The sequence below is a fragment of the Massilia agri genome, assembly GCF_024753255.1.
Taxonomy (GTDB): domain Bacteria; phylum Pseudomonadota; class Gammaproteobacteria; order Burkholderiales; family Burkholderiaceae_D; genus Telluria; species Telluria agri.
In genome coordinates this window covers 17,050-40,673 of the sequence record NZ_JANUHA010000017.1, presented here as the reverse complement: position 1 = coordinate 40,673, position 23,624 = coordinate 17,050, and the positions used below count along the sequence as shown (strand labels likewise).

27 protein-coding genes are annotated in these 23,624 nt (G+C 67.1%); 10 read left to right on the top strand and 17 right to left on the bottom strand.

What is annotated here, in order from left to right; genetic code table 11:
• Positions 1-18: 18 nt before the first annotated feature.
• From NX780_RS20160 to NX780_RS20150, 3 genes are all read right to left on the bottom strand, one after another.
• A complete protein-coding gene (locus NX780_RS20160) occupies positions 19-1,488 on the bottom strand; it encodes a sodium:solute symporter (protein ID WP_258829669.1) in 1,470 nt (489 codons plus the stop codon).
• A gap of 108 nt (positions 1,489-1,596) precedes the next feature.
• Positions 1,597-2,049 (bottom strand): hypothetical protein, encoded by a 453-nt coding sequence (locus NX780_RS20155; RefSeq protein ID WP_258829668.1) that lies wholly within the window; start codon positions 2,047-2,049, stop codon positions 1,597-1,599.
• A gap of 115 nt (positions 2,050-2,164) precedes the next feature.
• Complete coding sequence (locus NX780_RS20150; protein ID WP_258829667.1) at positions 2,165-3,604, bottom strand: NYN domain-containing protein; 1,440 nt, start codon at positions 3,602-3,604, stop codon at positions 2,165-2,167.
• A 164-nt stretch (positions 3,605-3,768) separates the two neighbouring features.
• Between NX780_RS20150 and NX780_RS20145 the strand changes: the two genes are divergently transcribed.
• Complete coding sequence (locus NX780_RS20145) at positions 3,769-5,676, top strand: PAS domain-containing hybrid sensor histidine kinase/response regulator (protein ID WP_258829666.1); 1,908 nt, start codon at positions 3,769-3,771, stop codon at positions 5,674-5,676.
• Between the two features lie 15 nt (positions 5,677-5,691).
• Here NX780_RS20145 and NX780_RS20140 read toward each other — a convergent pair whose 3' ends face one another.
• The gene (locus NX780_RS20140) at positions 5,692-6,099 is read right to left on the bottom strand and encodes a DUF1810 domain-containing protein (protein WP_258829665.1); all 408 of its coding nucleotides are present in this window, start codon (positions 6,097-6,099) and stop codon (positions 5,692-5,694) included.
• 64 nt (positions 6,100-6,163) lie between these two features.
• On the opposite strand from NX780_RS20140, the gene NX780_RS20135 reads away from it, so the two are divergent.
• The 8 genes from NX780_RS20135 to NX780_RS20100 all read left to right on the top strand — a co-directional run bounded on the left by NX780_RS20135 (position 6,164) and on the right by NX780_RS20100 (position 13,675).
• Positions 6,164-6,385 (top strand): DUF3820 family protein, encoded by a 222-nt coding sequence (locus tag NX780_RS20135; RefSeq protein WP_258829664.1) that lies wholly within the window; start codon positions 6,164-6,166, stop codon positions 6,383-6,385.
• A gap of 156 nt (positions 6,386-6,541) precedes the next feature.
• Positions 6,542-7,228, top strand: a complete 687-nt coding sequence (ribA, locus tag NX780_RS20130) for a GTP cyclohydrolase II (RefSeq protein WP_258829663.1) — start codon at positions 6,542-6,544, stop codon at positions 7,226-7,228.
• A 265-nt stretch (positions 7,229-7,493) separates the two neighbouring features.
• Positions 7,494-8,954 carry a S1 family peptidase gene (locus NX780_RS20125; RefSeq protein ID WP_258829662.1) on the top strand — a complete coding sequence of 487 codons (1,461 nt, stop codon included), beginning with the start codon at positions 7,494-7,496 and terminating at the stop codon, positions 8,952-8,954.
• Positions 8,951-9,907: an FHA domain-containing protein gene (locus NX780_RS20120; protein ID WP_258829661.1), complete on the top strand. Its 957-nt coding sequence runs from the start codon at positions 8,951-8,953 to the stop codon at positions 9,905-9,907. The genes NX780_RS20125 and NX780_RS20120 overlap by 4 nt, the downstream gene beginning before the upstream one ends.
• Before the next feature lie 70 nt (positions 9,908-9,977).
• Positions 9,978-11,039 carry a sensor histidine kinase gene (locus tag NX780_RS20115; RefSeq protein ID WP_258829660.1) on the top strand — a complete coding sequence of 354 codons (1,062 nt, stop codon included), beginning with the start codon at positions 9,978-9,980 and terminating at the stop codon, positions 11,037-11,039.
• Entirely contained in the window at positions 11,027-11,770 is a 744-nt protein-coding gene (locus NX780_RS20110; protein WP_258829659.1) for a LytR/AlgR family response regulator transcription factor, read from the top strand. The genes NX780_RS20115 and NX780_RS20110 overlap by 13 nt, the downstream gene beginning before the upstream one ends.
• 1 nt (position 11,771) lies before the next feature.
• A complete protein-coding gene (locus NX780_RS20105) occupies positions 11,772-12,227 on the top strand; it encodes a hypothetical protein (protein WP_258829658.1) in 456 nt (151 codons plus the stop codon).
• 236 nt (positions 12,228-12,463) lie between these two features.
• The gene (locus tag NX780_RS20100) at positions 12,464-13,675 is read left to right on the top strand and encodes an acyltransferase family protein (protein ID WP_258829657.1); all 1,212 of its coding nucleotides are present in this window, start codon (positions 12,464-12,466) and stop codon (positions 13,673-13,675) included.
• 25 nt (positions 13,676-13,700) lie between these two features.
• On the opposite strand, the gene NX780_RS20095 is transcribed toward NX780_RS20100, so the two are convergent.
• The 5 genes from NX780_RS20095 to NX780_RS20075 all read right to left on the bottom strand — a co-directional run bounded on the left by NX780_RS20095 (position 13,701) and on the right by NX780_RS20075 (position 16,906).
• Complete coding sequence (locus NX780_RS20095) at positions 13,701-14,270, bottom strand: phasin family protein (RefSeq protein ID WP_258829656.1); 570 nt, start codon at positions 14,268-14,270, stop codon at positions 13,701-13,703.
• Between the two features lie 136 nt (positions 14,271-14,406).
• Positions 14,407-15,297: an ion transporter gene (locus tag NX780_RS20090; protein WP_258829655.1), complete on the bottom strand. Its 891-nt coding sequence runs from the start codon at positions 15,295-15,297 to the stop codon at positions 14,407-14,409.
• Complete coding sequence (locus NX780_RS20085) at positions 15,294-15,716, bottom strand: VOC family protein (protein WP_258829654.1); 423 nt, start codon at positions 15,714-15,716, stop codon at positions 15,294-15,296. Before NX780_RS20085 ends, NX780_RS20090 begins: the two co-directional genes overlap by 4 nt.
• Positions 15,706-16,260 carry an NADPH-dependent FMN reductase gene (locus tag NX780_RS20080; RefSeq protein ID WP_258829653.1) on the bottom strand — a complete coding sequence of 185 codons (555 nt, stop codon included), beginning with the start codon at positions 16,258-16,260 and terminating at the stop codon, positions 15,706-15,708. Before NX780_RS20080 ends, NX780_RS20085 begins: the two co-directional genes overlap by 11 nt.
• The gene (locus NX780_RS20075; RefSeq protein ID WP_258829652.1) at positions 16,250-16,906 is read right to left on the bottom strand and encodes an HD domain-containing protein; all 657 of its coding nucleotides are present in this window, start codon (positions 16,904-16,906) and stop codon (positions 16,250-16,252) included. The genes NX780_RS20080 and NX780_RS20075 overlap by 11 nt, the downstream gene beginning before the upstream one ends.
• Positions 16,907-17,031: 125 nt before the next feature.
• Between NX780_RS20075 and NX780_RS20070 the strand changes: the two genes are divergently transcribed.
• Entirely contained in the window at positions 17,032-17,526 is a 495-nt protein-coding gene (locus NX780_RS20070) for a nuclear transport factor 2 family protein (RefSeq protein ID WP_258829651.1), read from the top strand.
• A gap of 3 nt (positions 17,527-17,529) precedes the next feature.
• Here NX780_RS20070 and NX780_RS20065 read toward each other — a convergent pair whose 3' ends face one another.
• The 8 genes from NX780_RS20065 to nuoN all read right to left on the bottom strand — a co-directional run bounded on the left by NX780_RS20065 (position 17,530) and on the right by nuoN (position 23,618).
• Positions 17,530-17,802 carry a hypothetical protein gene (locus NX780_RS20065; RefSeq protein WP_258829650.1) on the bottom strand — a complete coding sequence of 91 codons (273 nt, stop codon included), beginning with the start codon at positions 17,800-17,802 and terminating at the stop codon, positions 17,530-17,532.
• Positions 17,803-17,840: 38 nt separating this feature from the next.
• The gene (locus tag NX780_RS20060; RefSeq protein ID WP_258829649.1) at positions 17,841-19,145 is read right to left on the bottom strand and encodes an MFS transporter; all 1,305 of its coding nucleotides are present in this window, start codon (positions 19,143-19,145) and stop codon (positions 17,841-17,843) included.
• 77 nt (positions 19,146-19,222) lie between these two features.
• A complete protein-coding gene (gene ispF, locus NX780_RS20055) occupies positions 19,223-19,741 on the bottom strand; it encodes a 2-C-methyl-D-erythritol 2,4-cyclodiphosphate synthase (protein ID WP_258829648.1) in 519 nt (172 codons plus the stop codon).
• Positions 19,742-19,743: 2 nt separating this feature from the next.
• Positions 19,744-20,466 carry a 2-C-methyl-D-erythritol 4-phosphate cytidylyltransferase gene (ispD, locus tag NX780_RS20050; RefSeq protein ID WP_258829647.1) on the bottom strand — a complete coding sequence of 241 codons (723 nt, stop codon included), beginning with the start codon at positions 20,464-20,466 and terminating at the stop codon, positions 19,744-19,746.
• Between the two features lie 11 nt (positions 20,467-20,477).
• Positions 20,478-21,176 (bottom strand): hypothetical protein, encoded by a 699-nt coding sequence (locus tag NX780_RS20045; protein ID WP_258829646.1) that lies wholly within the window; start codon positions 21,174-21,176, stop codon positions 20,478-20,480.
• Positions 21,177-21,180: 4 nt separating this feature from the next.
• Positions 21,181-21,732, bottom strand: coding sequence for an NUDIX domain-containing protein (locus NX780_RS20040; protein ID WP_258829645.1), 552 nt, complete (start codon positions 21,730-21,732; stop codon positions 21,181-21,183).
• A 32-nt stretch (positions 21,733-21,764) separates the two neighbouring features.
• Positions 21,765-22,103, bottom strand: a complete 339-nt coding sequence (locus NX780_RS20035; RefSeq protein ID WP_258829644.1) for a DUF2818 family protein — start codon at positions 22,101-22,103, stop codon at positions 21,765-21,767.
• Positions 22,104-22,112: 9 nt separating this feature from the next.
• On the bottom strand, positions 22,113-23,618 hold the full coding sequence (gene nuoN, locus NX780_RS20030) for an NADH-quinone oxidoreductase subunit NuoN (protein ID WP_258829643.1): 1,506 nt from the start codon (positions 23,616-23,618) through the stop codon (positions 22,113-22,115).
• Positions 23,619-23,624: the final 6 nt, after the last annotated feature.

The window sequence follows — 23,624 nt, the reverse complement described above, 5'->3', positions numbered from 1 at the left end:
GTCAAGAATGGTATCGGCTCAGGCTGATGCCAATGCCGCGCCGGGCTTTTCCCTCTGCGAGATGGCGAACAGGCCGGCAAACACGAGTATGCCATTTACTATGAGCAATTCCAGCCCCAGGCGGTAAGAGCCGAGCAGGTATTCCTGATTGTACTCAAGGAGGGCGCAGAGAATCGGTGCGCCGATCGTAACGTACGGCACCAGGCGGTCCGTCAGCGTGCGGCGCGTCATCATGCCGAAGGCGAACAGGCCCAGCAGCGGCCCGTAGGTATAGGCCGCCAGCTTCAGGATGACCACGATCATGCTCGGGTTGTCGGCCGCCTTGAAGCCCAGCACCAGGAAGAGGAAGAGCGCGGCGAAGCCCAGGTGCACGTGGCGGCGCAGCTTTTCCTTGGCTGCTTCCGTGAGGTCGGTGCGGCGCTTGATGCCGAGGATGTCGATGCAGAAGGAGGACGTGAGCGCCGTGATGGCGCCGTCCGCGCTCGGGAACAGGGCCGAGATCAGGGCGATCAGGAAGATGATCTGCACGGCGGCGGGCAGGTGGCCCATGACCACGGCCGGGAAGATCTTGTCGCCGGTGGCCGTCACGCCCACCGCGGGCGCGTACAGATACAGCAGTCCGCCCAGGAACAGGAAGCTCATCAACACCACCACCAGCACGGCGGTCAGGGTCAGGAGGTTCTTCTGCGAATCCTTGAGCGTCTTGACCGAGATGGTCTTCTGCATCATCTCCTGGTCCATGCCGGTCATGGTCAGCACGATGAAGATGCCGGCCACGATCTGCTTGAGGAAGAAGTTGGGGCTGTCGAAGTCCGTGGTGAAGATGGTTGACAGGCCCTGCGACTGCATGGCGTTCAGGCTGTCGGGGATCGACATCCCCAGTTCGCCGAGCAGGAACCAGACGCAGGCGAACAGGCCGAACAGCATGCAGGTGGTCTGCAGGGTGTCGGTCCAGACGATGGTCTTCACGCCGCCCTGGTAGGTGTACATCAGGATCATGCCGAGGATGACCAAAGTCGTGATCCAGAAGGGGATGCCCAGGCTGTCGAGGATGATGGCCTGCAGGATGTTCACCACCAAATACAGGCGCGCGGTGGCCCCCAGCAGGCGCGAGATGATGAAGAAGCCCGCCCCGCTCTGGTAGGAGCGGCGTCCGAGACGCACGTCGAGGTAGTGGTAGATCGAGGTCAGCTGCAGGCGGTAATACAGGGGCAGCAGCAGGTAGGCCACGGCGATGTAGCCGATCACGTAGCCGATCAGGATCTGGGCGTAGCCGAAGGCGTCCACGCCCACGGCGCCGGGCACGCTGATGAAGGTGGCGCCGGACAGGGTCGTGCCCACCATGCCGAAGGCGACCAGCATCCAGTTGCTGCTCTTGTTACCGATGAAGAAGCTGTCGTTGTTGGCGTTGCGCGAGGTGGCCCAGGCGACGCCGAGCAGGAGGGCAAAATAGCCGATGAGGATTGCGAAGAGAAGTGCCGGGGACATGGGGTTCCAGTGCGGGTTGTCGTTTCGCCCAGCAATATACACCGAAGCGAATGCGCCGGAAATGCAATGTCCTTCGCCCTCCCATGCCCTGCGCTTATGCCCTGCCGCTCAGGCCTCTTCGCCCTTCACCCGCTCAAACGGCCCGATGCAGGCATTCATGGTCTCGTCCGCGCACATCAGGAAGATGGCGTTCGAGGGGTGGAAGCGGATGAAATTGGTGGCCGTGGTGCCGGGCTTCATGATGGCGCCGGCGCAGTCCTTCTTGCCGTTGTCCTTGACGATGCGGTCGTCGAGCCGGTAGAAGCCCCTGGCGCTGGGCTTGTCCGGAATGCGGTATTCGCTCTCCGAGACTTCCTCGGCGCTGGTGACGAGGGTGGTGCCGTCGGCGCGGAAGCGGTAGGTTTCGGAGCAGCCGAGGTCGGGCAGGCTGAGTTTCCAGATGCCGAGGATGGGATGATCGGCCGGTGGCGCCGCAGTCGCGGTATGCGCGAGGCCCAGCGCCGCGCACAGCAGCGCGCAGCGGGCGACGGTGGCGGAAAGGACGGCGGCAGGCACACGCATGGCTGGCTCCTCGCGACAGGCGCTTCGTGCGGAGCGGACACCCCGCCGGTCCGCACCCAGGGCGGACGATGCCATTATGGCATCGCCGCCAGGCTACCGGCGCACGCGCTGCGCCTCAGCCCTGCTCGGGCGTGGTCTTGGGCTTGGCCGGACGGCGGCTGCGCGGCGCCGCCTTGCGGGCCGGCGCCTTATGGGCGGGACGGGCCTGCTTCTTGCGAGCCGCCTTGGCGTCGCTGCCCTCGCCCCCTTCGGCCTCGAGCGCCTCGGGGGCCTCGGCCGGCGCTTCGGCCGGCGCCTGCTCCGGAGCAGCCTCCGGCGCCGGTGCGGCATCGACCGGCGCCTCGCTGGCCCCGGCCACTTTCTTCGCGGCCGGCTTGCGCGGCACGCGACGGCGTTCCTTCACGGGCGCCGGGGCCGGCTCCTCCGCGACGGCGTCAAGCGCCATCTCGGGCGCGGCCGGTGCTTCCGCAACCGGCGGCTCGGCGGCAGGCGCCGCAGGCGCCTCCTCGATCAGTTCCGGCAGGCCCTGCACCGGCTCGGCCTGGACCGCCTCGCCACGGCCACCCTGCTTGCGCCCGCCGCGGCCGCGGCGGCCGCGCTCCGGACGTGCCTCGCCGGCAGGCGCCTCGGTGGCGGCCACGTCGCTGGCCTCCGCCTGCGGCGCGGCTTCCTCGAACGGCGCCTCGGGCACCACCACCAGTTCCGGCGCCGGCATCACGACCGGCGCATTGGCGCTGCGGTAGACATAGGTGCCCGATTTTTCGTCGCGGCCGAACTCGAACAGGCCGCGCGCCTGCGCTTCCTCGAGCAGGTTGCCGAAGGTGCGGAAGCCGAAATAGGTTTCGTTGAAGTCCGGACGGCGGCGCTTGAGGGTGTCCTTCAGCAGCGACGCCCAGATCTTGCCGGTGTCGCCGCGCTCGAGCACCAGGGCGTCGAAGGTCTCGACGACCATCTCGAGGGCTTGCACCTTGCGCGCTTCCAGTTCTTCCTTGCGCTTGTCGTCGCCGGCCGGGCGGCGTCCGCCTCCCTGCCCTTTGCGTGCTTCGGATTCCTCCTTGCGCTTGGCGGCGGCGCGGTTCTTCTCGCGCACCAGGTCGTCGTAGAAGATGAATTCGTCACAGTTGGCCACCAGGAGGTCCGAGGTCGACTGCTTGACGCCGACGCCGATCACCTTCTTGGCGTTCTCGCGCAGCTTGGAGACCAGGGGCGAGAAGTCGGAGTCGCCCGACACGATCACGAAGGTGTCGACGTGGGACTTGGTGTAGCACAGGTCGAGCGCGTCGACCACCAGGCGGATGTCCGCCGAATTCTTGCCGGACTGGCGCACATGCGGGATTTCGATCATTTCGAAATTCGCCTCGTGCATGGCGGCCTTGAAGCCCTTGTAGCGGTCCCAGTCGCAGTACGCCTTCTTGACGACGATGCTGCCCTTGAGCAGCAGGCGCTCCAGCACCGGGCGGATGTCGAATTTTTCGTAGTTGGCGTCGCGTACGCCGAGCGCGACGTTTTCGAAGTCGCAGAACACCGCCATGCTGATGTTGTCGGAAGAAGCCATGAATGATCAGTATCTAATAATGAATGGGCAAACTGACCGGGATTATACGCAACACTTCGCGCGGCGCCCCGCACCGCCTCCTCGCACCGTACAAAGTTGCAGTAACGCTATCGAACCGGACACATTTATAATGTGCGATCGCTGCCACGTCCCGGAATTGCCCCATGCTTTCGCCCGACCTGTTCGAAGCCGTGTTCAACAGCTCGCCAATCGGCACCTACCTGCTGTCGCCCACGCCGGACGCCGTGGTCCTCGCAGTCAACGATACCTTCCTGGCAGCCTCGCGCCGGCGGCGCGAAGAGCTGGTCGGCACCAGCCTGTTCGTGGCCTTCCCGACCGACCCCGACGATCCGGCCTCCACCAGCGAATCCGAGCTGCGCCAGTCCTTTGCCCGCGTCCTGGCCTCGGGCCAGGCCGACCGCCTGCCGGCGCAGCGCTATCCCATCCCGGTCGAGCAGCCGGACGGCAGCATCGTGTTCGAGGAGCGTTTCTGGAGCGCGATCAGCACCCCGATCTTCGACGGGGTTGGCGGCATCGCCTGCATCCTCCACACCACCAATGACGTCACCGAGAAGGTGCGCTCGGAGGCGGCCCTGCGCGAAAGCGAGATGCGCTACCGCGCCCTTAGTTCGGCCGGCCAGGTGGTTTACCGCATGAACGCCGACTGGAGCGAGATGCACGAACTGGACGGACGCGGCTTCCTGAAGGACAGCGTCGGTCCGCGCCAGCTCTGGCTGAGCGACTACGTCCCCGCCGACGAGCAGGAAAGGGTGAACGCGGCGGTCCGGCAAGCGATCCGGACCGCCTCGCCCTACGAACTGGAACACCGCGTGCGGCGCCTCGACGGCAGCGAAGCCTGGACCCTGTCGCGCGCGGTCCCGATGTTCGACGCGGCCGGCCGGGTCTACGAATGGATCGGCGCCGCCAGCGACATCACCGAGCGCAAGGCCGCCGAGGAGAAGCTGCGCGAGGGCGATCGCCGCAAGGACGAGTTCCTGGCCATGCTGGCGCACGAACTGCGCAATCCGCTGGCGCCGATCAGCGCGGCGGCCGAGATCCTGCAGCGCATGCAGCCGGACGAGGCGCTGCTGCGGCGCACCAGCCAGATCATCGGCCGCCAGGCAGCCCACATGACCGGCCTGATCGACGACCTGCTGGACGTCTCGCGCGTCACCCGCGGCCTGGTGGAACTGAGCTGCGCGCCGGTCCGGCTGCAGGATATCCTGGACGACGCGGTGGAACAGGCCACGCCGCTGGTGCGCGCGCGGCAGCAGTCGCTGGCGGTCGCCGCGCCCGCCGGGTCGCCCATCCTGGTGGGCGATCGCAAGCGCCTGGTGCAGGTCCTCGCCAACCTCCTCAACAACGCCGCGAAGTACACACAGGAAGGCGGCAGCGTGCGCCTGGAAGCCGCGGTGGAGGGTGGGCGCATCCGTATCGACGTCGCCGACAACGGCATCGGCATGGCGCCGGAACTGGTGGCGCGCGCTTTCGACCTGTTCGCCCAGGCCGACCGCAGCCTGGATCGCGCGCTCGGCGGCCTGGGCCTGGGCCTGGCCCTGGTCAGGAGCCTGGTCGAGCTGCATGGCGGCGCGGTGGAGTGCGAGAGCGCCGGTCCGGGCCAGGGCAGCCGCTTCCGCGTCTGGCTGCCCGGCCAGGATGGCGCACGGGCGGCGCCCGCGCTGCCGGAGCCTGCCCAGGCAAGGCGCCATGGCCCCATCCGGGTGCTGGTGGTGGACGACAATGTGGACGCGGCCGAAACCCTGTCGATGCTGCTCGAGGCATCCGGCTACCAGGCCCTGGTCGAGCACGAACCGCACGCCGCCATCGACCGGGCCCGGCGCGAGCTGCCGCGCGCCTGCCTGCTCGACATCGGCCTGCCCGGGATGGACGGGCGCGAACTGGCGCGGCGCCTGCGCGCCGATCCCGCCACCGCGGGCGCGATGCTGGTGGCCGTGACCGGCTACGGACAGCAGAGCGACCGCGACCAGTTCCTGGCCGCCGGCTTCGACCATCACCTGGTCAAGCCGGTCGACCTCGGCCAGCTCGAGACGATCCTCGCGACGGTCGGTTGAGCGGCCCGGGCCGGCTCACAGGCGGGCCAGGGGCTCGCCGTCGAAGTACTTGTCGATGCAGTCCTGGAACACCGCCTCGTCCGGCGCCACGTCGGCGAACAGGGTCATCGACGAACGGAACTTCAGCTCGTCCGGATGGCCGAAGATCTCGTCCACCGTGTGTCCGTCGAGACTGTCCACGATGGTGGCGCATTCGCGCAGGCGCGCGCCCAGCACCGGGTGGGCCAGGTAGGCGGCCGCCTCGTCGCCCGAGCGGATGGCGTAGCGCTGCGCCATCTCGCTGCTTCCCAGGCCGCCAAGTTGCGGAAAGATGAACCACATCCAGTGCGTGCGCTTGTGCCCGGATCGCAGCTCCTTGAGTACCGTGGCATAGACCGGCGCCTGCGCCTGGACGAAGCGCTCCAGGTCAAAATCGGTTTCCATCGTATCGTCCTCCCCTTCCGGAGGATGCTACAACGCCCTTCCTGTCTGTTAAAGTGCGCTACGCATGGACACGAATACCGCCCCCCTCGCCCTCCTGCTCGTCCGCGAAATGCCATATGGCAAATACAAGGGGCAGAAGATCGCCGACCTGCCCGGCCACTACCTGGCCTGGTTCGCCCGCGAAGGCTTCCCGCGCGGCGAGCTCGGCCAGCTGCTCGCCCTGATGTACGAGCTCGACCACAACGCCCTGCGCGGCCTGCTCGACCCGCTGCGCAGCGGGCGCTGAACCGGGCGGGGAAAGAGCGGGAATCGTGCCCGCGATGCCTCAGGAGAAACTTTCTAACTGCGTAAGCCAGCGGGGCTACCGCCGGGGCCGCCGCACGGGCGGAACGGATTTCCGGTAAACTAGGCGGTTACTGCAATACGCATCAAGAGACTCGACATGCCCGCCACCTCCGCCAATTCCGCCGCCCCGGCCAACGACCAGCTGCTCGACTACGTGACCTCGTGCGCCCTGCCGACGCCCTGGGCGCAGTTCACGCTGCACGCCTTCGTCGAGCATTCAACGGGCAAGGAGCATCTGGCGATGGTGCTGGGCGATATCGGCGACGGCGCGCCGGTGCTGGCGCGCGTGCACTCGGAATGCCTGACCGGCGACGTGCTGTTCTCGCAGCGCTGCGATTGCGGCGCCCAGCTCGAAGGCGCGCTGCAGCGCATCGCCCAGGAAGGCCGCGGCATCCTGCTCTACCTGCGCCAGGAAGGACGCGGCATCGGCCTGGTCAACAAGATCCGCGCCTACCGCCTGCAGGAAGCCGGCGCCGACACGGTCGAGGCCAACCTGCAGCTGGGCTTCCACGCGGACGCCCGCAACTACGAGCTGTGCAAGCCCATGCTGGAGCAGTTCGGCGTGAAGAAGCTGCGCCTGATGACCAACAACCCGCGCAAGATCGACGCCCTGACCCGCCTCGGCATCGAGGTGAGCGACCGCGTGCCCCTGCTGGTCAACCGCAACGCCTTCAACAACAACTACCTGAACACCAAGCAGGCCAAGCTCGGCCACATGATGACGCCGCCCGCCGTGCCGGCGGACCAGGCGCCGTCTCCGGCCGCCGCTCCCGACGTGATCTGATCCGCCGGGTTTTCCAACCCCTGGGGAAGCACTGATCTATTCATGGCGGCGGCCTCGACCACGAGAAAATGCACCCTGCTGCGTTGTAAATCCTCGCGATACCACGCGGTATCGCTGCGGTTGAGCGCGGCCGGCCAGGCCTTGCCGGGCACATTTTTCGTGATCGATTCCTGCACGCCAGAATAAATCAGTGCTTCCCTAACGCGCGCACCGGGCGCGCTTCCGATGGCAAGATAGGCACTCCTCTTGCCAATGATCGGAATGCATGAAAAGGTTCGCCGCCGCCCTCCTGCTGTCCTGCCTCGCCGCCGCCGCGCTCACGGCGCCGCAGGCCGACCAGGCCAGGGGCAATCGCGCGGCCGCCCGTCCTTCCGTCGCCGCAGCTCCTTCCGCCCCGCCGCCGCACCTGCCGCCGCAGGCGCCGCCCGGCGCCACCCCACCCGCGCCGGCGCCGGGTGAAGTCGACACCCAGGACGCCCTGCCGCCTCCCTCCTCGGCCGCCCAGGACCTGTACTCCTCGGCGCGCGGCGACCTGCTGCAGATCCGCATGCTGCTCAAGAACGGGCGCACCCAGTCCACGGTCGGCTCGGGCTTCCTGGTGGGCGAAGGCGACCTGGTCGTCACCAACTACCATGTGGTCTCGCAGATGGCGCTCGACCCGGACGTCTACACCGCCGAGTATGTCGACACCGACGGCAACAGCGGCCCGGTCGAGCTGATGGCCGTGGACGTGCTGCACGACCTGGCCGTGGTCCGGGTCAACCGGCAAGGCAGCGGCTTCTTCAAGATGCCCGAGCGGGCCCTGAAACTGAGCCAGGGCCAGCGCCTCTATTCGCTCGGCAATCCCCTCGACCTCGGCTTTGCGATCTCTGAGGGCGCCTACAACGGCGTGGTCACGCGCAGCTTCTACGACCAGCTGATGTTCGGCGGCCCGATCAACTCGGGCATGAGCGGGGGCCCCAGCGTGACCGACAACGGCACGGTCGCCGGCATCAACGTGTCCAAGCGCCGCGACGGCGAATCGGTCAGCTTCCTGGTGCCGGTCAAGTATGCCCAGGAGCTGCTGCGCAAGGTGGCGCGCCAGCCGGCGCCGCCGAAGGATTTCAATCCCCTGATCGCCGAGCAGCTGCTGGTGCACCAGCGCGCCATGGTCGACCGCCTGCTGGAGGAGCCGCTGTCGATCAAGAGCATGGGGCCCTACCTCGTGCCGGTGCGCGAATCCGGCCAGCTGCGCTGCTGGGGGCGTTCCAACGTCAAGGCCGAAACGGCCTACACCTCGGACTCGATGAGCTGCGCGATGGAGTCGGCCATTTATGTGTCCTCGCAACAGCAGACCGGCCACGTGTCGATGACCCACCAGTACATCCGCTCGGACAACCTGCATCCGCTGCCCTTCGCGGCCCTGGCCAGCCGCCTGTTCCGCACCACGCGGCTGGGCAGCAGCGCCGACGAACGCATGACGAAACCGGTCTGCACCGAGGGATTCGTGCACACCCGCACCCTGCCGCTGCGCGCCGTCACCTGCGTGCGCGCCTACCGCAAGTTCGAGGGCCTGTACAACTTCACCCTGCTCACCGCAAGTACCGATGCCGCGGAATCGAGCCTGCAAAGCCGCCTGGACGTGGCCGGCGTCTCGTACGAGAACGGGATGCGCGTGACGCGCGCCTTCCTCGGTTCCTTCGGGCGCAACGTCAGGCGCGCCCCCGCGCCCAAGGACAAGCCATGAGTGGGCCCTGGACCGTCGAGATGCTGGCCCGGAACGGCGAAGTGCTGCACCGGCACCGGGCGCCCGCCCTGCCGATCCGGATCGGCCGTGCCTACGACAACGACTTCATCCTCGACGACGAGTACGCCGCGGCCCACCACGCCGTGATCGAGGCGGGACCTGGCGGCGCCCCGGTGCTGCGCGACCTCGGCAGCCGCAACGGCGTCGTGTTCGGGCGCAAGCGCGTGCAGGAGCTCCCTCTGTCCGGCGACACCGTGGTGCGCCTCGGCCACACCTCGCTGCGCCTGCGTTCGGCGGACTTCCCGGTGCCGGCCGAGCTGCGCGACCGCACGATGCACGGCTGGGAGGGCCTGCTCCCCGGCGCCGTGGGCGTGCTGCTGGCCGGGCTGGTGGCCCTGCTCGTGACCTGGCTGTTCGACGCCCAGCCCTTCCAGCTGCTCAACTATGTACTGGCTCCAAGCGCAGGCATCGGCGTGGCCCTCCTGTGGAGCAGCCTGTGGGCTTTTCTCAACCGCCTGTTTGGACGCTACACGCGCCTGGGGCGTCACCTGTTCATCTTCGGCTGCGGCATGGCGGCCCTGGTCGGCTTTCGCCTGCTGGCGGCAATGGCCGCCTATGCCTTCTCCTGGGAGTGGCTGACGCGCTACGGCTCGCACGTGGCGGTGGCCACGGCGGCCGGCATCATCTACTTCCACCTGGCGACCATCAAGCCGCCGCTCCGGCGGCGCCTGCGGGCGCTGTGCGCGGGCGCCGCGGTGCTGGCATCGAGCCTGGTCCTGATCGTCAACCAGCAGCGCCACGGCCGCGTCGCGGACGAACTGTACATGTCGGTGCTGCTGCCGCCGCAGCTGCGCGCCAGCCCCGACACCACCGTGGCCGAGCACATGGCGCAGGTGGAGGCCATGCGCAGGGAGCTCGACGCCGAACGCGGGCACAAGGCCGGCGGCAACTAGGACAGGCAAGGCGCTTTGACAAGCGCGGCCGGATGCTGGAAGATCGGGCATCCCAACAGCCCATGCGCCGATGAACTCCACCCGCAGCAAGATCGCCTTCGGCATCGCCTGGCTCCTGTTCTGGACCCTGATGATGCTGGTCGCGGTCGAGGACTACCGGCGCGACGGCGGTACGGCCTACTGGCAGCCGATGCTGTGGGAAGGCTCCTCGGCGCTGGTGGCGACGCTGCTGCTCTTCATCCAGCGCCGCATCGGCGCGCGCTACAACCACCTGATCGCCACGCCCTGGCGCTGGTTCGCGATCCAGGCCTGCATCATGCCGCTGTACTGGATCGCCTTCGTGCCGCTGGCCTTCGGCATCCGCCATGCCGTGTATTCGCTGGCCGGCAGCAGCTACGACCATGAGCCCTGGGGCCAGGTCTTCGTCTACGAGTCGCTGAAGATCACCGTGTTCGCGGGGCTGTTCACCGTGATCGCCTTCGGCCTCTTGTCCTGGCGCGAGCTGATCGGCGCGAGGCTGCGCGCGGAACAGGCCAACGCCCTGCTGCGCGAAGCCCAGCTGCAGTCGCTGGCGCGCCAGATGCAGCCGCACTTCCTCTTCAATGCGCTCAATACCATCTCCTCGCTGATGCACACGGACGTACAGCGCGCCGACGCCGTGCTGGTGCAGCTGTCGGACATGCTGCGCGCCGCACTGGCGCTGGGACAGCGGCCGCAGGCGGCGCTGGAAGAAGAACTGCGGCTGGCGCGCGCCTATGCCGGCGTGATGGAAGGGCGTTTCGACGGCCGCGCGCAGATCGAGTGGCGCATCGAGGAGTCCATGCTGGGCGTGCCGCTGCCTGCCATGAGCGTGCAGCCGCTGCTCGAGAACGTGTTCAAGCACACCGTCGAGCGGCGACGCGCGCCGACCCGCATCCTGGTCAGCGCCGCGCGCGAGGGCGAGTCCCTGGTGCTGCGGGTCGAGGACGATGCCGGACGGCTCGATGCCGATCAGGCGGGCGAATCCGGCATCGGCCTGGCCAACCTGCGCGCACGCCTGGCCGCGCTGCACGGCGAGCGCGCCAGCCTGGCGCTGAGCCAGCTGGAGCCCGGCGGGGTGCGTACCGAGGTGAGGCTGCCATGCGCATCCTGATCGTCGACGACGAGCGCCCGGCGCGCGATCGGCTGCGCCGCATGCTGGCGCTGGAAGCAGGAATCGACGCCATCTTCGAAGCGGCCGATGCGCACGAGGCGCTGCGCTGCCTGCCCGAGTGCCGGGCGGACGCCCTGCTGCTCGATATCGAAATGCCGGAGCTGTCGGGTATCGACTTCGCAGCTTCGCTGCCCGATCCCGCCCCGCTGGTGGTCTTCGTGACCGCCTACGACGAATACGCCCTGCGCGCCTTCGATGCGAACGCGATCGACTACCTGCTCAAGCCCTTCGACCAGGCGCGCCTGCGGCGTGCGCTGGATCGCCTGCGCGAGCGCTTGGCAGCGCGTTCGCATGGGAAGACGGCTGCGGCCGCAGGCATGCCGCCGCGCCAGCTGCTGGTAACGGAGCGCGGCGCCACTCGCGTGGTGCAGGTCGACGACATCGAGTGGCTGGAGACCGCGGACAACTACGTCGTGCTGCACACGGCGCAAGGGGCGCCGCTGCTGCGGCAGACCTTGTCCGGTCTCCTGGCGCAGCTGGGCGGCAGCTTCGTGCGCTGCCATCGCCGCGCGGCGGTGCGGGTGAAGGCGGTGGAACGGATCGTCCCGCTCGACAAGGGCGATTGCGAGCTGGTGCTGCGCAGCGGCGCTGTCGCGCCATGCAGCCGGCAATTCCGGGCTGCGCTCATGACGGCGCTTGGCCAACAGTCCCGACCGGACTCTGACTCATGAAATGAAAACCTTCACTGCATTCACCATACTCAGTCTATTCATTGTGGGCGCTGGCAGTTCTGCCATCGCGGAGCCCTTGGAGGCGCGGCCGCTTCCGCCTGGTGCGACTCTGGCATGCCAGGGGGCTGTGGATGACTTTGGCGATCGAGGCCGCGCGCCATTCTCGATCAGCTGGCAGTCTTTCAGTGCTCGCCAGGACGTTTCTGCGATCTCCAGTTTCTACGAAAAGATCTTCGGCCGCTCCCCTCAATTGAATCCGCATGGCGGTCTCACGTGGAAATTTGCGGGCGGGCTGATCTACGCAATCTACCCTGTCAGCGCAGGCACGCACTGGTTGGAGTGCCTGGACAAGCGCAAGGACATTGCAGCCGTCATTCTCATCTCCAAGGGCAGTGAGAAAGCTGCCGAGCATACGGACGGGGTCGGGTCTGACGTCCAGGCACGACCTCAACAATGAGAACAACCATGCGCTTGCGATGATGGTCAAGGATAGCGCGGCCCCGAGGCGCCTGTGTATCGCAACACTAGCATTGAGTTCGTGTCCGGATGTCAGACCTGCCCCGGTTCTGCGGCGCCGTGAGCGCGGCTCCGCGTCCGACTCACCCCACCGCAAGTCCGCTTCGCCCCAAACCGCTCGGCAGAAACGCGCGCCTGCGCGATGCTGGCCGCTCATTCGAACAACGAGAGCGAGCCATGAACAATCACGACCTTGCCCCCAGCGCGCGCCTGTACTTCCTCGACTGGGTGCGCATCCTTGCCTTCTTCCTGCTGATCCTCTACCACGTCGGCATGTACTACGTGACGTGGGGCTGGCACGTGAAGAGCCCCTTTGCCAGCAGCGGCCCGGAACCCTTCATGATGCTGTCCTCGCCCTGGCGGCTGGGACTGCTGTTCTTCATCGGCGGCGTCGCGGCCAGCATCATGCTGCGCAAGCTTGGCGCCGCGCCCTTCCTGAAGCAGCGCAGCCTGCGCCTGCTGGTGCCGCTGGTATTCGGCATGCTGGTGATCGTGCCGCCCCAGGCCTATTTCGAGGTGGTCGAGAAGCTCGGCTATGCCGATGGCTACGGCGCCTTCATGGGCCTCTACCTGCAAGGCTATGGCGGCTTCTGCCAGGATGGCTGCCTGGACCTGCCGACCTGGAACCACCTGTGGTTCGTCGCCTACCTGTGGATCTACACCATGCTGCTGGGCGGCCTGGTAGCGGCGCTCGGCCCCCGCTTCGACCGTATCGCAGCGCGACTCGGCGCCCTGCTGCGGGGGTGGAAGCTGATCGTCCTGCCGGCCGCCGTGCTGGCGGTGGCGCGCATCGCCCTGGTCGAGCACTTCCCGACCAACCACGCCGTGGTGAACGACTGGTGCAACCATGCGATGTCCTTCCTGCCCTTCCTGCTCGGCGCCCTGGTGGCGCGTGTACCGGGCTTCTGGAGCCGACCGGCGCCACTCCGCTGGCATGCGCTCGCCATTGTGGCGACCTGCTGGGCCTGTCTGGTCATGTGGATTGCCCAGTGGGAGATCACCCCACCACCGCCGGCGCTGCGCCCCATTGCCTACACCGTGTACGCATTGATGGCATGGTGCGCGACCGTGGCCGCCTGTGGATTCGCGGTGCGCCACCTGGACCATGACAGCCCGGCGCGGCGCTACCTGAACGAAGCGATCTTCCCGGTCTACATCCTGCACCAGACCCTGATCGTGGTGCTGGCGCATGCGATGAAACCGCTGCGCATCGCGCCGGGGCCGGAAGCGCTCATGCTGGTGGTACTGACCACGACCCTGAGCTTCGGCATCTTCGAGCTGGTGCGCCGGCTGGGCGTCCTGCGCCCGCTGTTCGGGTTGAAATTCGAGCGGGCGGCGCAGGCGACTGTGCTCCCGGTGAAGGGCACCGTCGCTCACGCCGCCGGCTAGCACCGGCGACGTGCCACCACCCCGCTCAGTGCGTCGATGCGCCCGCCGGCCGCCCACCCTGGCCGGCGGCCTGCTGGGCGCCCTGGCGCGCCTCCATCTGGCCACGCTGCGCATCGCCGTCGCCGCGGGCATCGCCGTTGCCGCGCACGAAGGGATCGGTGGCGTTGCGCATCGCTTCCTGCTGGGTGCGGATGTTGCGCTCGGTTTCCTCGGCGGCGGTGCGGGCCACTTCATCGACCAGGGCGCGCGCCGTGCGCGTGGTGTTCTGCACGTGCTGCTCGGTCACGCGCGCCAGCTCGACCTGGGCGTCGGCGGCCAGGCGCGAGATGTGCTGCTGGTAGGCGCGCAGCTTCTCGGTGGCGGGCTGGGCGCGGCTCGACGCCGCCGTGAAGATCTCGGTCTGGCGGTCGGCGCTCAGGACTTGCTGGCTGGCCAGCGTGCTTTCTTCCAGCATGGTCTGGACCAGCTGGATGTTCAGGTCGCAGATTTGCTGGAAGGAACGGAACATCGATTTCGACATGTCGTTGAGGAAGGCGGTCTGCGCGTCCATGTGGGTGCGCACGGCCGGACTCACGGATTGCGGAAAGGGATACATCGTCGACCTCATAGTGTAATGGCTTCGAATGGGCACGCCACGGCCGGACGGCTGAGCCGTCGTCCGCAGCACGAAGCTAGAAGGCTAAAGGGACGATGCGGCGCGCGTTTGACCTGCACCAAACGTGCGCCGGTGCTCAATCCTGCGCGAGCGGCGCCGGCAGTGCCGCTCCGCAATCCTTGCAGAAGCGCGCCCCGGGGTCATGGCCGCCGCTGCCGCATTCCTCGCAGGCCAGCACGGACCGGGTGCCATGGCGCCGGTCGACCCGGCGCGCCGTCATCTCGGCCGTGACGATGCCGGTCGGCACCGCCAGGATGCCCCAGCCGAGCAGCATCATGAAGGAGGCGATTGCCTTGCCCAGGGGCGTGTGCGGGGTGATGTCGCCGTAGCCGACCGTGGTCATGGTCACGATCGCCCAATACATTGCGACAGGAATGCTGGTGTAACCGTGTTCCGGCCCTTCGACCACGTACATGACCGTTCCGAGGATCAGCACCGCCATCAGCACCACCGACAGGAAAACCATGATCTTGCGGCGGCTTGCGGCAAGGGCCTCCGCCAGCCGGGTGTACTCTTCGATATACAGGGTCAGCTTGAAAATGCGGAAGACCCGCAGCAGGCGCAGGATGCGGATGTCGAGCAGCGCTTCGCTTCCGGGCACCAGCAGCGACACATAGGTGGGCATCACCGACAGCAGGTCGATCACTCCATAGAAGCTGAGTGCGTAGCGCAAGGGGCGGCGCACCGTGAGCAGCCGGGCCACGTATTCAACTGTGAACAGCACCGTGAAAAACCATTCGAGCCCGTACAGCACTCCGGCATAGGCGCTGCCGATCGAAGGCACGCTGTCGAGAATGACCACCAGGATGCTGAGCAGGATCGCGGCCACCAGGGCAATGTCGAAGGCGCGGCCTGCCGGCGTATCGATGCCGAAGATGACCTCGTGTACGCGCGAGCGCCAGCCCCCCTCCGGTCCGGCGCACTCGACTGGATAGAACGCGTCACGCGCCCCCCGCGCCCGCTTCATCGCGCCGGCGGCCCCTTCAGCTCGACGGTGTTGCCCTCCGGGTCGAGCAGGTAGATCGACGGGCCCTCGCCTTCGGCCCCATAGCGCGATTCGACCGGGCCCGCCTCCACGCCGTGAAGGGCGAGGTGGCGCCGGATCGCGGCTTCGTCGAAGGGCTCCACGCGCAGGCACAGGTGGTCGAGGTTGCGCCCTTCGGTGCCGGGAGCCGCGCCGCCTGCGCGGCCCAGCTTGCCGTCGACGGGCACCATGTCGATCAGGGCCATGCCCGCGCGCAGCTGGTACAGGCCGATTTCTTCCTGGCGCCGCTCGACCGGGCAGCCGAGCACCTCGCCGTAGAAAGCGATCATGTTATCGATGTCCTTGACGCGCAGGACGATGTGGTCGAGTCCCCGCACGGGGATGGCGAAATCATTCGGCATGCTGCTCTACCCAGGTGGCGAAGGTGTCGACGAAGGTCTGGAAGAAGGCGCGGCTGGAATCGTCGATGAGGCGGTCGCCCTCGTACTTGGACGCGACGTTGCCGACGTAGGCTTCCGGGGCCGGCATGCAGGGCATGTTCAGGAAGGGCAACATCTGGCGCAGGTGGTGGTTGGCGCCGAAGCCGCCCAGCGCGCCCGGCGAGACGCTGACGATGGCGCAGGGCTTGCCGGCATAGGCCGCCTTGCCGTAGGGGCGCGAACCGACGTCGATCGCGTTCTTCAGCGCACCCGGCACCGAGCGGTTGTATTCTGGCGTGCAGAACAGGATGCCGTCGGCCTGCCGGATGCGCTCGCGGAACGCCGTGAAGGCGGCCGGAGGATTGTCGGTCTCGTCGTCCTGGTTGTAGAGCGGCAAGTCGCGGATCTCGACGATGTCCATCTTCAGGCCGGCGGGCGCCAGTTCGATCATCGATTGCGCCACCTTGCGGGTGAACGAGTCCTTGCGCAGGCTGCCGACAATGACAGCAATGTTCTTAGTGCTCATCAGTTTCCTTTTCCTCGCGGGTCTTCATCGAGCCCTGATGGTAACCATTTTCACAAGATTGCGCTGGCATGCCCACAGCCGCGGACGCCGCCATCCGTACGCGCGTGCCCTCGTCGAGCAATGCCCTCAGGGCCACGAGCTCGGGCACGGCCTCCACATGCCTGCGTCCGTAATCGAGGTTGAAGCCGTAGTCGAAGCCGGGGGCGTTGAGGCCCTGGTTGTGCTGCATGATGGTTTCGCACTTGTCCATGGCCTTCACCGCGCGCGCTTCCGGCGTCGCCGCAGCGACGTACTCTTCCCACAGCGCCGCGATGCGCCCGGCCAGCGCCGGGTCCAGGCCGTCGAGCAACTGCCGCAAGCCCGCGCGCTCGGCCTTCTCCTTGTCGTCGTTCGCGTGCTGCAGGACCGCCGGCACATCGCCGACCACGGCTTCCGCCAGGTCGTGGATCACGCACAGCGACAGGACCTTTTTCATGTCGAGGCCCGCGAACCGGTCCTCGAAGACGAGGGCCATGAGGCAAAGCCGCCAGCTGTGCTCGGCCGTGCTTTCCGGCCTGCCGGTGGAGCTGTGGCCGCTCCTGAGCACGTTCTTGAGCGCTTCGGCGGCCTGCAGGAAGCGCAGGCGTCCCGCCAGCTGTGCATCCATGTTTCTCACCATCGTGGAAGTGTTTGGCCGACAAGTCTACCGCGACAGCGCCGCCTGTGACAAAGCGCGCATTTCCGGCAGATGCGGGCAGGCTATAGTGGCAAATCCGGAGAATGAGGAAGACCATGTTCAAGCGCCTTGCCACGATCGCCGCCGTCCTGTTTTCCGCCGCCGCCATCGCCTTCCTGGCCCGCCCGGCCGGGGCGACACAATGGGACGCCGGCGCCCGCGCCGCCGACGAAGCCTACTGGGCCGCCTACAACCGGGGCGATGCCGACGCCATGAACGCCTGGCTCAGCCTCGACGTCGAGTTCTACCATGACCGCGGCGGCAAGCTGATCGGCAAGAAGGCGCTGGCGGCCGCGAACGACGGCATGAAGACCAACAAGACGCGGCTGCGGCGCGAAGCGATTCCCGGCACCGTGCGCTTCTATCCGATGCGCGAGGGTGACACGGTCTATGGCGCCATGGTCGTCGGCGAACACCGTTTCTATGCGAAGGAAGGCGGCAAGCCGGAGGAACTGGTCGGCCGCGCCAACTACACCCACCTGATGCGCCTCGAAGGCAATCGCTGGCGCATCGCGCGCATCTTCAGCTTCGAGCACGTCGACGCGCCGTAGACGTCAGATCCGCAAGCGCCTGCGCTCCTCCACGAAGCGTTTCACCGCGGCCTTCGTCATGACGACCACCGGGTCGCCGTGCCAGGCGTAGAGATAGGGTTCCCCGCCCTGCCGGTCGGTCAGCTTGGCCGACAGCAGGAAGCGGGTGCCGACCGGATAGCGCTCCGGGTCGCACAAGGCGCGGGCACAGTGCACCCGCAGCGAGGTCGCATAGGCCTGGCCCGACACCGGCCGGATGATCACCCGGCCGCTGCGCGGATCGATGATTGACTCCACCGCGACCTCCCGGTATGCCCAGCTCTCGCGCGCCATCCTCAGGCTTTCGCAGCCGCCAGCGCGGCGGGACGTGCGACCGGTTGTTCGCGGATCGGCAGGTTGACCAGGGCGGCGGCGATCGCCAGCAGGATGTCCGCATACCACATCCAGGTGTAGTCGCCGAAGCGCACGAAGGACAGCCCGCCCAGCCAGGCGCCGAAGAAGCCGCCGATCTGGTGCGACAACAGGGTCAGGCCGAACAGGGTCGCGAGGTAGCGCATGCCGAACAGCTTGCCCACCAGGCCCGCAGTCGGCGGCACCGTGGCCAGCCAGGTGAAGCCGAGCATGCCGGCGAAGAGATAGAAGGTCAGGGCGGTCTTCGGCGCCAGCAGGTAGGCCACGATGATGACGGCGCGGCTGCCATAGATGACGGCGAGCAGCGACTTCATGCGGAAGCGGTTGGCGAGCGCCCCCGCCGCCAGGCTGCCGGCGATATTGAAGAGGCCGATCAGCGCCAGCGCCGTGGCCGACACGCCGGCGCTCAGGCCGCACAGGGCCACTTCCTGCGGCAGGTGGGTGACGAGGAAGGCGATGTGGAAGCCGCAGGTGAAGAAGCCCAGGTGCAGGCACAGGTAGCTGCGGTCGCGCATGGCCTGGCGCAGCTGTTCGGTCAAGGTCATGCCGGGCGGCGGCGGCACCGCCGGCGCGGCTCCCGGGGCCGGCGTTGCCGCGGCTGCCGGAGTCGATGCGGCGGTTGCCACGGGCGGTAGCGACCGCCTGCCGCGCATGCCCAGCGCCAGCGGAATGGTCAGCAAGGTCGTCGCCGCCATGGTCAGCATGGCGATCACCCAGCCGGCGCTGGCGATGATGGCCTGCATCAGCGGGGCGAACACGAACTGGCCGAAGGAGCCGCCGGCATTGATGAAGCCGGAGGCGAAGGCGCGCCGCTCGGCCGGCAGGCGCTGGGCCGTGGCGCCGATCAGGATCGAGAAGCTGCCCGCCCCTGCCCCGGCGGCCGACAGGATGCCCATGCTCAGGAGCAGGCCCCATTCGGATGTCATGAAGGGCGTGGCGGCGGTGCCGATCGCCAGCATGATGCCGCCGATGACGATGACGCGTGCCGGACCGTACTTGTCGGCGATGGCGCCGAACACGGGCTGGGAGGCGCCCCACATGAGCTGGGCGACGGCCATGGCGAAGCTGATGGTGGCCACGCCCAGGCCGGTGGAAGTGTTGATGGGCGACAGGAACAGCCCCGTCGTCAGGCGCGCGCCCATCGTGATCATCAGGATGGCGCTGGCGGCCAGGATCAGCATCCAGGCCGCGCGCGGCGTCATGGCGGGTTGTGCGGGTGTGCTTGTCATGTGCGGCTCCTCGTCGGCGGGTCGGAGTGCCCGTCCGGCGAATTATAGTGCATATGCACGCACATGTCAGAACGTCATTAGCCGAGTTCGGGCGCCTTGACCAGCAGCGACACCGCTTCCGCCGCCATGCCCTCTTCCCGTCCCAGGAAACCGAGCTTCTCGTTGGTCTTGGCCTTGATGTTGACCTGCTGCGGCGACACACCCAGGTCTTCGGCGATGCGCGAGACCATTTGCGGTATGTGCGGCGCCATCTTCGGCTGCTGGGCGATGATGGTCGCATCCACGTTGCCGATCAGGTAGCCGGTCGCCTGCACGCGGTGCGCCACTTCGCGCAGCAGGGTGCGCGAGTCGGCGCCGGCGAACATGGGGTCGGTGTCCGGGAAATGCTTGCCGATGTCGCCCAAGGCTGCCGCGCCCAGCAGCGAATCGATGATCGCGTGCAGCAGCACGTCGGCGTCGGAGTGGCCGAGCAGGCCGAGGCGGTGCGGGATGGTCACGCCGCCGACGATGAGCTTGCGCCCTTCGACCAGCGCGTGGCAGTCGTAGCCGGTCCCGATGCGGAACGGCGGGGTGGGATTCCAGGAAGCTTGTGCCATGATTATTCAGTTGGTTCAGGTTGATGGGCGGCCAGGTACATCTCGGCAATCCGGATGTCGGCGGGCAGCGTCACTTTGAGATTGCGTGGATGTCCTTCCACCAATTTAGGGGCCAGTCCCAGCGCTTCAACCGCGCTGGCGTCGTCGGTGACCGCGGACGGGTCCGTTGCGGCGTCGAGGGCGCGCACCAGCAACCGGTAGCGGAACATCTGCGGCGTCTGCGCCAGCCACAGGCCGTCGCGCGATACCGTGCTCACCTCGCCGGCAACATTGCGCTTGACGGTGTCGACCACCGGCAGCGCCAGCAGGCCGCCGGCCGGGTGCTCTCCAGTTTCGACGATCAGGCGGTCGATCAGTTCCGCATCCAGCCCGGGACGGGCGGCGTCGTGCACCAGCACCCAGTCGTCCGGCGCGACGGCGCCGTGCAGGGCCTGCAAGCCGTTGCGGATCGATTCCATGCGGGTTGCGCCGCCGCACCGCAGGACACTTACGCCCTGCCCGGGCACGATCGCATCGATGACGGGGTCGTCCGCGCTGACGACTACATAGGTATGGGCGATACGTGGGCTCGAAAGAAAAGCGTCGAGCGTGTGGCGCAACATCGGCTTGCCCAGGATGGGCAGGTATTGCTTGGGGCTGCCCGCCGCCATGCGCGCGCCGACACCGGCGGCCGGGATCAGTGCGAAATAGCGAGGGCGGGAAGCCGGGACTGCGGGGTCGTTCATTGCCGGGTTGTTCAAGATGCCTTGGATCGTCGTAGTGGTCGAAGCAACAACTGTACCTCACCGCCGCAAACCTTGCCGAGACGGGCGTATTCCTGCGGCGAATCGATCGCCGCCTGCAGCGCTTCGACCTTCGCCATCTCGTTCTTAATATAGGGCATCCAGCCGCGGTCGACTTCGCGCTGGAGCAGGGCCTGGGCCTGGCCGATGCGGGCGTAGAGGGGCTTGCCCTCGAAGCGCTGGGCCAGGGCGGCGCGCACCCTGGCCTCGACCTTCGGCAGGTAGTCCAGGTAGGTGTTCAGGTGGCGCATCTCGTGCGCCAGCACCTCCTCGTAGGCGCAGGAGCCGGGACGGAACTCGCGGCTCACGTACACGACGATGGGCGGATAGGTCAGCCTGACCTCGATGTGCGGGGCGATGCATTCGTAGCCGCTGGCCGGGTCGGACAGCAGGCGCCCGCCGACATTGATGCTCACGCGCGACTCGGTGCGGGTCAGGCCCAGCACGTACTGGCCGGCCCTCGCCCTGCCCTTCATCACCGTCAGCGAGCGGTAGCCGACGCTGTTATCGATGCGAAAACCGTTCTGCACGCCAGTCAGCACGGACAGGGTCTCGCCGATGCTGTCCTCGCACCGCGCCTGGAAGGCGCTGCGGGGCTGGGCGGAAGCTGCCAGCGCCCAACACAGGAGGACGAGCGCCAGCAGCGTTTTCATTGGTTCAGGCGGGGTTCCAGGCCCCGGACAGGATCTTCTCGAGCCAGAAGGTGCCGATGATGGTTTTCACATCGGTGATCTCGCCGCGTTTGACCATCTCGAGCAGCTCGGGCACGGTGGCCGTGAAGGTCTCCAGGAACTCGCCCTGGTCGAGCTTCTGCTCTCCCGCCGTCAGGTCTTCGGCCAGGAACAGTTCGAGGTGCTCGTCCGAATAGGCGATGGCGTTGTGGATGGTGCAGACGAAGCGCCACTTGGCCGCCGTGTAGCCGGTCTCCTCTTCCAGCTCGCGCTTGGCGCAGGCCAGGTGTTCCTCGCCCGGGTCGATCTTCCCGGCCGGGAATTCGATGAAGACCTGCGAATTGGGATAGCGGAACTGCCGCTCCAGCAGCACGCGGCCATCGGGCAGCAGCGGCAGGATGACGACCGCGCCGGGGTGGCGGATGAATTCGCGGTGGGAGGTGGAACCGTCCGGCAGGCGGACCTTGTCGCGTTCTACTTTGAGGAATGGGCCGTCGTAGGCGACGCCCCCGTCGATGCGGGTCTCGCGCAAATCCATGCGTTCTCCAGTTTGTACTGCGTTACAGGGAGTCAGGCGCGGCGTTTGCGCAGGTAACGCAGGACGAATCCGGGAAACGCCAGCACCAGGAACAGGCAGCCGGTGACCGCGTAGAACTCCCAGTTCTGCGCGAACACGCCGCCGATCCGGGATTCCAGGGCGCGAGCCAGGAAGCCGACGACAAAGTATAAAACAATTAACTCTAACAGGCGCAGCGGGAAGGACTTCGTGCGTGGGGACGATACAGCGCCGTCACCTGGGGTGTTCGGTTTCAGCGGAATGAAACCGAACACGCGCTCGGTGAGGAAAGGCAGGTTGGCGGCCGCGAGTGCAATCGCGACCACCAGCCAGGAGGCCAGGGAGGAATCCAAGGCCTTTGATTACTTCGCGAGGGTTGCCTGCATGGCGCTGTAGCACACCGCCAGCAGCCAGCCCGGAACGATACCCAGCACCACCACGGCCAGGCCGTTGAGCGACATCACCACGCGCATGTCTGCCGGGGTGTTGATCGCGGCGGTGTCCGCGGCTTCGTCGAACCAGATGGTCTTGACAATGCGCAGGTAGTAGAAGGCGCCGACCAGCGAGAACAGCACGGCCACGACGGCCAGCCACACCATGCCCGCATTGGCGACAGCCTGCAGGACCGCCCACTTGGCCATGAAGCCCACCATCGGCGGCACGCCAGCCAGCGAGAACATCAGGATGGTCATGACGATCGCGAACCACGGCGAACGCTTGCCCAGGCCCTTGAAGTCGGCGATGGTCTCGGCTTCGTGGCCGGCGCGCGCCAGCATCATGATCAGGCCGAAGCTGCCGACCGTGGTCAGGACATAGGTGATGGTGTAGTACATGGCGGCGCTGTACGACGAGGCGGCATCGCTGTTGTCGCCGTTGACCACGCCGGTCATCATGCCCAGCACCACGAAGCCCATCTGGGCGATGGTCGAGTAGGCCAGCATGCGCTTGATGTTGGTCTGCGCGATCGCGGTGATGTTACCCACGGCCAGCGACAGCACGGCCAGCACCAAGAGCATCTGCTGCCAGTCGAAAGCCATGCTTGGGAGGGCTTCCACCAGCAGGCGGATCACCATGGCGAAGGTCGCCAGCTTCGGTGCGCCGCCCAGCAGCAGGGTGACGGCGGTCGGGGCGCCCTGCACGACGTCCGGAACCCACATGTGGAAGGGAACCACGCCCAGCTTGAAGGCCAGGCCGGCGACGACGAACACCAGGCCGAACACCAGGATGGTCGAGTTCGCGCCAGCGGCCGAGCTCGCTGCCTGGATGGCGTCGATGTTCAGGGCGCCGGTGGCGCCGTAGATCATCGACATGCCGTACAGCAGGAAGCCCGAGGACAGCGCGCCCAGGATGAAGTACTTCATCGCGGCTTCGGTCGAGATCGCGTGATCGCGGCGCATGGCCACCAGGGCGTACAGCGACAGCGACATCAGTTCCACGCCCAGGTAGAGCGTGAGCATGCTGTTGCCCGAGATCATGATCATCTGGCCGAGCATCGAGAACAGCGCGAGCACGTAGAACTCGCCGCCCAGGTTACCGGACATCATGGCGCGGTCGCCCGCGTACTGGCGCGAATACACCAGGGTCATGGCGGTGGCCACGTAGGTCACCAGCTTGAGCAGGTTGGACATCGGGTCCGACACGTACATACCGTTGAAGGTATAGACGGTGGCGCCGCTGTTCATGTCGGCGAAGGTGAGCACGCCGCAGCCGAAGATGGCGAGCAGGGTCAGCACATACGTCAGGTTGCGCTTGCCCTCCTTCAGGAACATGTCGATCAGCAGGATCGCGGAAGCCGCGATCAGCAGGAAGATTTCGGCATAGACCGGCGCCAGATTGGTGTCGGTCGCTGCTAACAGAGTAGAGTTCATTTCATT

Excerpts from the sequence above, each read along its gene's own strand:
- NX780_RS20160 (WP_258829669.1), bottom strand. The coding sequence starts at position 1,488 with ATGTCCCCGGCACTTCTCTTCGCAATCCTCATCGGCTATTTTGCCCTC.
- NX780_RS20155 (WP_258829668.1), bottom strand. The coding sequence starts at position 2,049 with ATGCGTGTGCCTGCCGCCGTCCTTTCCGCCACCGTCGCCCGCTGCGCG.
- NX780_RS20150 (WP_258829667.1), bottom strand. The coding sequence starts at position 3,604 with ATGGCTTCTTCCGACAACATCAGCATGGCGGTGTTCTGCGACTTCGAA.
- NX780_RS20145 (WP_258829666.1), top strand. The coding sequence starts at position 3,769 with ATGCTTTCGCCCGACCTGTTCGAAGCCGTGTTCAACAGCTCGCCAATC.
- NX780_RS20140 (WP_258829665.1), bottom strand. The coding sequence starts at position 6,099 with ATGGAAACCGATTTTGACCTGGAGCGCTTCGTCCAGGCGCAGGCGCCG.
- NX780_RS20135 (WP_258829664.1), top strand. The coding sequence starts at position 6,164 with ATGGACACGAATACCGCCCCCCTCGCCCTCCTGCTCGTCCGCGAAATG.
- ribA (WP_258829663.1), top strand. The coding sequence starts at position 6,542 with ATGCCCGCCACCTCCGCCAATTCCGCCGCCCCGGCCAACGACCAGCTG.
- NX780_RS20125 (WP_258829662.1), top strand. The coding sequence starts at position 7,494 with ATGAAAAGGTTCGCCGCCGCCCTCCTGCTGTCCTGCCTCGCCGCCGCC.
- NX780_RS20120 (WP_258829661.1), top strand. The coding sequence starts at position 8,951 with ATGAGTGGGCCCTGGACCGTCGAGATGCTGGCCCGGAACGGCGAAGTG.
- NX780_RS20115 (WP_258829660.1), top strand. The coding sequence starts at position 9,978 with ATGAACTCCACCCGCAGCAAGATCGCCTTCGGCATCGCCTGGCTCCTG.
- NX780_RS20110 (WP_258829659.1), top strand. The coding sequence starts at position 11,027 with ATGCGCATCCTGATCGTCGACGACGAGCGCCCGGCGCGCGATCGGCTG.
- NX780_RS20105 (WP_258829658.1), top strand. The coding sequence starts at position 11,772 with ATGAAAACCTTCACTGCATTCACCATACTCAGTCTATTCATTGTGGGC.
- NX780_RS20100 (WP_258829657.1), top strand. The coding sequence starts at position 12,464 with ATGAACAATCACGACCTTGCCCCCAGCGCGCGCCTGTACTTCCTCGAC.
- NX780_RS20095 (WP_258829656.1), bottom strand. The coding sequence starts at position 14,270 with ATGTATCCCTTTCCGCAATCCGTGAGTCCGGCCGTGCGCACCCACATG.
- NX780_RS20090 (WP_258829655.1), bottom strand. The coding sequence starts at position 15,297 with ATGAAGCGGGCGCGGGGGGCGCGTGACGCGTTCTATCCAGTCGAGTGC.
- NX780_RS20085 (WP_258829654.1), bottom strand. The coding sequence starts at position 15,716 with ATGCCGAATGATTTCGCCATCCCCGTGCGGGGACTCGACCACATCGTC.
- NX780_RS20080 (WP_258829653.1), bottom strand. The coding sequence starts at position 16,260 with ATGAGCACTAAGAACATTGCTGTCATTGTCGGCAGCCTGCGCAAGGAC.
- NX780_RS20075 (WP_258829652.1), bottom strand. The coding sequence starts at position 16,906 with ATGGATGCACAGCTGGCGGGACGCCTGCGCTTCCTGCAGGCCGCCGAA.
- NX780_RS20070 (WP_258829651.1), top strand. The coding sequence starts at position 17,032 with ATGTTCAAGCGCCTTGCCACGATCGCCGCCGTCCTGTTTTCCGCCGCC.
- NX780_RS20060 (WP_258829649.1), bottom strand. The coding sequence starts at position 19,145 with ATGACAAGCACACCCGCACAACCCGCCATGACGCCGCGCGCGGCCTGG.
- ispF (WP_258829648.1), bottom strand. The coding sequence starts at position 19,741 with ATGGCACAAGCTTCCTGGAATCCCACCCCGCCGTTCCGCATCGGGACC.
- ispD (WP_258829647.1), bottom strand. The coding sequence starts at position 20,466 with ATGAACGACCCCGCAGTCCCGGCTTCCCGCCCTCGCTATTTCGCACTG.
- NX780_RS20045 (WP_258829646.1), bottom strand. The coding sequence starts at position 21,176 with ATGAAAACGCTGCTGGCGCTCGTCCTCCTGTGTTGGGCGCTGGCAGCT.
- NX780_RS20040 (WP_258829645.1), bottom strand. The coding sequence starts at position 21,732 with ATGGATTTGCGCGAGACCCGCATCGACGGGGGCGTCGCCTACGACGGC.
- nuoN (WP_258829643.1), bottom strand. The coding sequence starts at position 23,618 with ATGAACTCTACTCTGTTAGCAGCGACCGACACCAATCTGGCGCCGGTC.